Here is a 7,899-nt window from a genome sequence, read left to right on the forward strand (position 1 = left end):
ACTTAGGTATTAAAGGAAACTTTCCGCCCGCGCGAAGAGGCTGGCGGGCTAGGTTGGGCCCCCGCCAATGTGGTGAAAACTATTGCGCTCTACGGGAAGTCGGCTGAAACTTCCCTTCGTGACCACGCTTCTGCGTCTCGTCCTGACGACCCTGCTGGCCGTCTTAGCCGGCGCCGTGGCGCCCGCGACCGCACCCGCGGCGGCCTCCTCCGCCTGCACCGTCGACCCCGCCACGCCCAAGCGCCAGCTCAGGGCCATGTGGATCTCCAGCGTCGCCAACATCGACTGGCCCAGCCGCACCGGACTGAGCGTGGCCGCCCAGCAGGCCGAGTTCCGCTCCTGGCTCGACCTGGCCGTACAGCGCCGGATGAACGCCGTGGTCGTCCAGGTGCGGCCGACCGCCGACACGTTCTGGCCCTCCAGCCTGGAACCGTGGTCGCAGTGGCTCACCGGCACCCAGGGGCGCGACCCGGGCTACGACCCGCTCGCCTTCATGGTCGCCGAGGCGCACGCCCGCAACCTGGAGCTGCACGCCTGGTTCAACCCCTACCGCGTGGCCAACCACGACGACCCCAGCCGCCTGATCTCCACCCACCCGGCGCGCCGCAACCCCGCCTGGCGCTTCGCCTACGGCGGCAAGCTCTACTACAACCCCGGCCTGCCCGAGGTCCGCGACTTCATCGAAGACGTGATCATGGACGCGGTCAGCCGCTACGACATCGACGGCGTCCACCTCGACGACTACTTCTACCCCTATCCCGTCAGCGGCCAGACCATCCCGGACTCGGCCGCGTACTCCCAGCACGGCGGCGGGATGAACATCCACGACTGGCGCCGCGAGAACGTCAACCTCCTCGTACGCGAGCTCGACCAGCGCATCCACGCCGCCAAGCCGCACGTGACGTTCGGCATCAGCCCGTTCGGCATCTGGCGCAACGCCTCCGCCGACCCGCTCGGCTCGCGCACCTCCGGACTCCAGTCGTACGACGCGATCTACGCCGACAGCCGCCGCTGGGTCAAGCAGGGCTGGGTGGACTACATCTCGCCGCAGATTTACTGGCACATCGGCTTCAGCACGGCCGCGTACGAGGTGCTGACCGCCTGGTGGGCCGAGGTCGTCCGGGGCACCGGCACCCAGCTCGTCATCGGCCAGGCCGCCTACCGCGCGGGCGCCTCCGGCCAGGACGCCGCCTGGCAGGACCGCAACGAGCTGAGCGACCACCTGCACGTCAACCGGCAGCACCCCGAGGTCGCCGGCGACGTGTACTTCAGCGCCAAGGACGTCAGGGCCGACCGCATCGGCTCGTTCTCCACGCTGGCCGCCGCCCACTACGGCAAGCCGGCGCTGCTGCCCGCCCGCGGCTCCGCAGCCGCGCCCGCCGCGCCGTCGATCACCTCGGCCACCCGCGTCACGAACGGCGTCTCGCTGGCCTTCCAGGGCTCCGGCGCCCGCTACTACGCGATCTACCGCACCACCGGAGCCGCCGGCGAGTGCGCGTTCGCCGACGCCCGCAACCTGGTCGCCACCACGACGAAGACCGCCTACACCGACACCACGGCCGCGCCCGGCACCGCCTACACCTATTACGCGACCGCGCTCACCCGCACTCACCAGGAGAGCGCCCCGAGCGCCGGCAGGTCCGTCACCGGCTCCGGCGAGACCTTCAGCGTCACCGTCGACAACGCCGACGCCGCCTTCACCGCGAGCGCCGCCTGGGGCACCTCCACCTACTCCCCGCAGCTCCACGGCACCGACTACCGCTTCGCCGACCCGGTCTCAGCCAGCGACCCGGCCTGGTTCCGGGCCGCGATCCCCGCCGCGGGCAGCTACCGCGTCGAGGTGTGGCACCCGGCCAACGCCGGCTACAGCAGTGCCGCGCCGCACATCGTGGCCGCGGCGGGCGGCAACCAGACCGTCACCGTGGACCAGCGCTCGGGCGGCGGCGCCTGGCGCGTGCTCGGCACGTTCTCGCTGGCCGCGGGCACGTACAACGTGGTGGGGGTGAGCCGCTGGACCTCCGCGCCGGGTTACGTCATCGCCGACGCCGTGCGCATAACCCGCGTGTGACCCGCGGTTCTGGGTAGGGGGCGCGCATGACCCTCATAGACCGCGTGCGCGCCTACCTCCGCAGCCCCCAGGGCAGGCAGACGATCGAGAAGGCCAAACGGATGGCCCGAGACCCCCGCAACCAGCACAAGGCACGCCGGTTCCTGGACCGGTTCCGCTCCCGCCGCCACTAAGCCGCCACCAGCTCACGGCCGGCCGAAGCGGATGCTCTCCAGCAGGTCGGCCTCCGCCCGGTCCAGGACCCTGGCGCTGTGAGCGGGCGCCGGCCGGCCCGCTCGGGCGCGCGCCAGCAGGGCGTGGCAGCGGCGGTGGTGCCGGGCGAACGTCCGGTCCGGCACGACGCGGCCCCTGGCGTGCTGGCCCGCCTTCGCCACCTCCGGCGTGACGTCCAGCAACACCAGGTGGAAGCCGCCCCGCCGGCCCATCCAGGCGAACGCGCGCAGCACGAACGCGCCGCAGCCCCGGTTGTGGGCGACCACGGACCGCCCGGCCCGCACCGCCGCGCGAATCCGCCACAGGTGCGTGCAGAACACCACGAACGTCCGCACCGGCTTCGGGGCCCAGCGCAGCCCGCCGGCCCAGTGCAGGCGTGACTGCATGGAGTCGATCACCGCCGCGCCGCCCGCCGTGACCGGGCCGCTCTCGGTCCCGGTCAGGCCGTACAGGCGGCGCAGCAGCGTGGTCTTGCCCGCGCCGGGCAGGCCGGTGAGGATCACCAGCGATCCGGCGGGGAAGTGCAGGGACGTCTCCCGGGCAGCGGGCACAGAGATGGACAAAACTGCTCACCTTCCCACGAACCCTCAGACGCACGTCCCCCCAACCTAGCGAGCTTGGTGGCCGAATCGGGCCGGAGCGGGACCGCCGAGGCGGACGACGGGATCGGCGAGCACGTCGGAGTCGCGTTCCGGGGCCGAGTCGATGACCGGTTCGGGCTCGCCCGCCTCGGCGATCCGGCGCAGCAGCCGTTCGCGCAGCTCCGCCGACACCTCCAGGTGCGAGCGCAGCCCGGCCAGGTTGACCAGCTCGTGCGGGTCGCTGTCGAGGTCGTACAGGGCCTGCTCGCGGTAGCGCGGCGAGCCGGCGTCGTGCCACGGGTCGGCGTCCTCGGCCACCGCGTAGTACTTCCACCGGGACGTGCGGATGCCGCGCCCCACCTCCGACTCGCTCACTTGGAAGAACACCTCGCCGGGCCACTCGGCGCGGGAGTCGCGCAGCAGCGGCAGGAACGAGCGCCCCTGCATGTCCTCCGGCACCGGCAGCCCGGCGGCCTCCAGCAGCGTCGGCGGCAGGTCGAGGGTGCTGACCGGCCGTGCGATCGCGCCCCCGCCGTCGAAGCCCGGACCGCGTACGGCCAGCGGCACCCGCAGCGAGGCGTCGTGGCAGGACCGCTTGTACTCGTCGTTGCGCGTCTTGAAGTGGCTGCCGTGGTCGGAGGTGTAGGCCACGATCGTGTCGTCGAGCAGCTCCATGCTGCGCAGCGCGTCGAGCAGCCGCCCCAGCCCCTCGTCCAGCCGTTTGACCTGGCCGAGGTAGCCGCCGAGATGCCGGTGCGCGGTGCCGCCGAGCGCCGCCAGGTCGGGCGGCAGCCAGCGGCCCTGATAGCGCTCCTCGTAGCCGTCGGGCGCCGGGTAGTTGTCGACCTCGTTCTGGTGGTGCGGCTCCAGGAACGACAGGAACAGGAAGAACGGCTCCTCGTGGTGGTCGGCGACGAACCGGACGGCGGCGTCCACCAGCGCGTCGGAGCGGTAGCCGGGCAGGAAGACGGGCTCCTCGGCCTCGTCGTAGACGATCGTCCGGTAGGCGTCGGAGGTGAACTCCAGCGTGTTGGCCGCCAGCCAGCTCCGGTAGCCGCCGCGCTGGTCCTCCGGCACCGGGTCGCCCTGGGCCAGGTGCCATTTGCCGATGTACCCGGTGGCGTAGCCGGCCTCGCCGAACCGGTGGGCCAGCGTGCGCTCCTCCGCCGGCAGCGTGAGCCCGTTGCGGTGCACCCCGACCGTCGTCGGGTAGCGCCCGGTCTGCAGCGCGGCGCGGGCGGGCGCGCACACCGGCTGCGGCGTGAGCGCGACCGTGGCCTGGGTGCCGTGCCTGGCCATCCTGTCGAGGTTGGGGGTGAAGGGGCCGACGGTGTCCCACCGCTGCTGGTCGGTCAGGATCACGATCACGTTCGGGCGTGCCAAGAAGAAGCTCCTAACGAAGGCCGGTCAGCGCGATGCCGCGGACGAAGTAGCGCTGGGTGACGATGAACAGGACGGCGGTGGGCACGAACAGGATCACCGAGCCCGCGGCCGTCAGGTGCCAGAGCGTGAAGTACTCCTGGTTGAACAGCGTGAGCCCGACGGGGATCGTCCGCATCTCGGGCGTCGTGGTCGCCACCAGCGGCCACAGGAACTCGTTCCACTGGAAGACGAACGTGAACAGGCCGAGCACGGCCAGCGCCGGGCGCGTCTGCGGCAGGATGATCCGCCGGTAGATGGCGAACTCCGACGCCCCGTCGATGCGCGCGGCGTGGATGAGGTCGTCCGGGATCGGCTGGATGAACTGCCGCATGAGGAAGATCCCGAACGCGTCCATCAGGAACGGCGTGATCAGCCCCTGGTACGTGTTGATCCACCCGAGGTGTGCCATCAGCACGTAGAGCGGGATCATCCGCACGAAGAACGGCACCATCAGCGTCGCCAGCAACGCCACGAACAGCGTGTTGCGCAGCGGGAAGCGGAACTTGGCGAACACGTACCCGACCAGCGGGTCGAACAGCAGGTGCGCCAGCGTGATCCCGCCGGCCACGACCAGGCTGTTGACGATGAAGTCGCCGAACGGCGCCCGGGCGAACAGCTCGGCGTAGTTGCCCCACTGCGGCGACTCCGGCCACACCACGGCCTCGGCCGACAGCGTCTCGGCCTCGGTCTGCAGCGACAGCGAGAGCATGTAGAGCAGCGGCAGCACCATCACCAGCGAGGCCACGGTCAGCAGCGTGTAGAGCAGCGCGCGCCGCATCAGTACTGCACCTCCCCGCGCCGCCCGGCCCGGAGCTGGACGAGCGTGAAGGCGACGATCACGATCAGCAGCAGCACCGACTGCGCCGAGGCGTAGCCGAAGTCGCGGGCACGGAAGGCGACGTTGAAGATGTGGAACACCGACAGGTCGGTGGCGTCGCCCGGCCCGCCGTTGGTGATGATGTACGCCTGCCCGAACGCCTGGAGCCCGGAGATCACCGCCATCACCGACACGAACAGCGTCGTCGGCGCGAGCAGCGGCAGCGTGATCCGCCAGAACCGGTGCCACGCGTCGGCCCCGTCGATCTTCGCCGCCTCGTGGAACGTCTCGGGGATGCCCTGCAGCCCGGCCAGGAACAGCACCATCGTGTAGCCGACGCTCTGCCACAGCGTGACGGCGGCGATGGTCAGCAGCGGGCTGGTGTTGAGCCACTGCTGCTCCGGCAGCCCGAGGGCGGCCAGCGTCCGGTTGAGCACGCCGAGCTCCGGGTCGAGGATGTTGCGCCAGAGCAGCCCGACGATCGCCACCGACGTCAGGTAGGGCACGAGCAGCATCACCCGGAACGCCACCCGCCCCCTGAGCGGCTGGTCCAGCGCCATCGCCAGGCCCAGCCCGAGCACGATCGACCCGGCCACCACGATCAGCGCGAACCCGCCGGTGACCAGGAACGAGTGCCGCACCGCCGGATCGGCCAGCGCCTGGGTGTAGTTGCCCAGCCCGGCGAACCGGTCCGCGGACGGCCCCGTCATCAGGCTCGTGGAGACCACGTTCCCGATCGGCAGGTAGAAGAAGGCGGCGAAGAACAGGATCGCCGGCAGCAGGAACAGGTAGGCGGTGCGGGCATACCGGGCGGAGAGCGTACGCGGGCGCAGCACGCTCATTTCAGGTAACCCCGGGCCGCCTCGGCGAACTTCTCGACGGCCGCCGCGGCGGGCTCGTTCTGGATGAGCACCGACTGGTACATCTTCTTCAGCTCGTCGTCGAAGCGCCCGAACTGCCCGGTCAGCCGGATCTCCTGGCTGGCGTCGCGGGCCATGCCGAGCGCGTCGGCGAACGCCTTGATCCCCGGGTCGGCCTGCACCTCGGGCAGCTCCGCCCAGGAGAGGCGCGGCATAAGCATGCCGACCTCCTTGGTGGCGGCCCGCTCGACCTCCAGCGCGGTGATCCGCTTGACGAAGTCCCATGACAGGTCCGGCCTGCGTGCCTTGGCCGGGACGAACACGCTGGTCCCGGCCGCGTTCGTGGCCTGCTCGCGGCCCTTGAGCGGGGCCGCGTAGCCGACCTCGATGTCGGGGCTGGTCTGCTTGATCGGCCCCAGGTCCCACGGCCCGGTGATGATCATCGCGGCCCTCTTGGCGGAGAACAGCTTCTGCGGCCCCGAGTAGTCGGTGCCCGACACCGGCACCGGCGCGACCTTGTGCTTGTGCACCAGCTCGGCCTGGAAGCGCATCGCCTCCACGGCCGCGTCGTGCGGCACCAGCACGCCCTTGGTCGCCGGGTCGTAGTAGCGCACGCCGTTCTGCATCAGCCACGGCCCGGCGTAGCCGTGGTCCTGGTTGAGCGCGATGCCGTACACGTCGCCCTTGGTGAGCTTCCCGGCCGCCTCCAGCAGCTCCTCCCAGGTGGTGGGCGGCTCGACGCCGGCCGCGTCCAGCATGCCCTTGTTGTAGAGCAGCAGCGTGCACGTCAGGTGGAGCTGCACGCCGTACACCTGGCCCTGGTACGAGTTCCGCTCGACGGTGACGGGACGCCAGTCGGACGGGAAGCCCATCGCCCGGCCGTCACGGTCGACGTACTCCTGCAGCGACAGGGCGTTGCCGGAGATCGCGAAGTCCTGGACCCAGCCGCCGGGCTCCTCGACCACGTCGGGCACGCTGCCGGAGGCGAAGTCGGCCAGCAGGCGGGTGCGCAGGTCGGGCCACTGGTACTTCTGGAAGTTGACCTTGACCTGGTGGGCCTGCTCGAACTCGGCGATCACCTTGCGGTAGGCCTGGTAGTCGTGGCCGGCGTTCCAGTAGACGGTGAACGTGCCGGGCTCGGCGGACGGGGCGGGCGGGGCGCCGGCGCAGGCGTTCAGGAGGGGGACGGCGGCGGCGGCCGACGCCAGGCGGAGCAGGTCGCGGCGGGAGAGGGCGGGGGACATCTCATCGGTTCCCTTCTAGGAAGAGCCCCGGCGCAGGAACGCCCAGGAGCGGACGATCTCGCGGTCGGGCAGTGGCTCGTCGGCCTGGAGGCGGTCGAAGAGCAGGCGCACGACGTCGGTGTAGTCGTGCCTGAGCGGGCCAACGGTGCTGAGCTGCGGGTTGGCGATGAGTCCTTCGTCGATGTTGCCGACGCCGACCACGGCGACGTCGTCGGGCACGCGCAGCCCGGCGTCCCTGGCGGCCCAGATCGTGCTGATCGCGGCCCGGTCGCTGGCCGCGAAGATCGCGTCGGGCGGCTCCGGGCCGCGCAGCAGCGCGGTGGCCGCCTGGTAGGCGCCAACGCGGTCGTCCGCGCCGGGCACCACGATCCGGCGCGCCGGGTCGACGCCGTGCCGGTCGAGCGCGGTGGTGTAGCCGAGCAGCCGGCCGGCGGGCCGCTCGCGGTAGAGCTCGTAGCGCTGGGCCAGGAACGCGATGCGCCGCCGGCCCTGCGCGATCAGGTGCTCGACCGCCTCGGCGCACGCCTCGGCCTCCGGCGTCCGTACGACGTCGCAGCCCGGAGGCACGTTCTCCTGGCCGATGACCACGGTCGGCATGCGGGTGGCGACGACCGATGACAGCAGGTCCTCGGTGAGGTGGTCGCCGACGGCGTGGATCAGCACGCCGTCGGCGATGCCGCCGCGTTGCACGTCG

The 7,899-nt window shown here is 71.4% G+C and carries 8 protein-coding genes; 2 read left to right on the plus strand and 6 right to left on the minus strand.

All coding sequences use genetic code 11. The annotated features are described in order from the left end of the window. Positions 1 to 118: 118 nt before the first annotated feature. Positions 119 to 2,068 carry a family 10 glycosylhydrolase gene (locus KME80_RS06960; RefSeq protein WP_308125641.1) on the plus strand — a complete coding sequence of 650 codons (1,950 nt, stop codon included), beginning with the start codon at positions 119 to 121 and terminating at the stop codon, positions 2,066 to 2,068. 26 nt (positions 2,069 to 2,094) lie between these two features. Further along, positions 2,095 to 2,241 carry a hypothetical protein gene (locus KME80_RS06965; RefSeq protein ID WP_219501617.1) on the plus strand — a complete coding sequence of 49 codons (147 nt, stop codon included), beginning with the start codon at positions 2,095 to 2,097 and terminating at the stop codon, positions 2,239 to 2,241. Positions 2,242 to 2,253: 12 nt separating this feature from the next. On the opposite strand, the gene KME80_RS06970 is transcribed toward KME80_RS06965, so the two are convergent. The 6 genes from KME80_RS06970 to KME80_RS06995 form a co-directional block, all read right to left on the minus strand. Then, on the minus strand, positions 2,254 to 2,844 hold the full coding sequence (locus KME80_RS06970) for an AAA family ATPase (RefSeq protein WP_246644230.1): 591 nt from the start codon (positions 2,842 to 2,844) through the stop codon (positions 2,254 to 2,256). Positions 2,845 to 2,889: 45 nt separating this feature from the next. After that, complete coding sequence (locus KME80_RS06975; RefSeq protein WP_219501619.1) at positions 2,890 to 4,245, minus strand: sulfatase family protein; 1,356 nt, start codon at positions 4,243 to 4,245, stop codon at positions 2,890 to 2,892. Between the two features lie 10 nt (positions 4,246 to 4,255). Then, the gene (locus KME80_RS06980) at positions 4,256 to 5,062 is read right to left on the minus strand and encodes a carbohydrate ABC transporter permease (RefSeq protein WP_219501621.1); all 807 of its coding nucleotides are present in this window, start codon (positions 5,060 to 5,062) and stop codon (positions 4,256 to 4,258) included. After that, positions 5,062 to 5,943 carry a carbohydrate ABC transporter permease gene (locus KME80_RS06985; protein WP_219501623.1) on the minus strand — a complete coding sequence of 294 codons (882 nt, stop codon included), beginning with the start codon at positions 5,941 to 5,943 and terminating at the stop codon, positions 5,062 to 5,064. The genes KME80_RS06980 and KME80_RS06985 overlap by 1 nt, the downstream gene beginning before the upstream one ends. Beyond that, positions 5,940 to 7,205 carry a sugar ABC transporter substrate-binding protein gene (locus KME80_RS06990; protein ID WP_219501625.1) on the minus strand — a complete coding sequence of 422 codons (1,266 nt, stop codon included), beginning with the start codon at positions 7,203 to 7,205 and terminating at the stop codon, positions 5,940 to 5,942. The genes KME80_RS06985 and KME80_RS06990 overlap by 4 nt, the downstream gene beginning before the upstream one ends. Positions 7,206 to 7,220: 15 nt before the next feature. After that, a partial coding sequence (locus tag KME80_RS06995) for a substrate-binding domain-containing protein (RefSeq protein WP_219501627.1) occupies positions 7,221 to 7,899 on the minus strand: 679 nt, incomplete at its 5' end.

Origin of the sequence: Nonomuraea ceibae, from assembly GCF_019396325.1 — a bacterium.
GTDB lineage: Bacteria > Actinomycetota > Actinomycetes > Streptosporangiales > Streptosporangiaceae > Nonomuraea > Nonomuraea ceibae.

Bases quoted from the DNA above. Each gene is read 5' to 3' on its own strand.
- KME80_RS06985 (WP_219501623.1), bottom strand. From the start codon at position 5,943: ATGAGCGTGCTGCGCCCGCGTACGCTCTCCGCCCGGTATGCCCGCACC.
- KME80_RS06965 (WP_219501617.1), top strand. From the start codon at position 2,095: ATGACCCTCATAGACCGCGTGCGCGCCTACCTCCGCAGCCCCCAGGGC.
- KME80_RS06990 (WP_219501625.1), bottom strand. From the start codon at position 7,205: ATGTCCCCCGCCCTCTCCCGCCGCGACCTGCTCCGCCTGGCGTCGGCC.
- KME80_RS06980 (WP_219501621.1), bottom strand. From the start codon at position 5,062: ATGCGGCGCGCGCTGCTCTACACGCTGCTGACCGTGGCCTCGCTGGTG.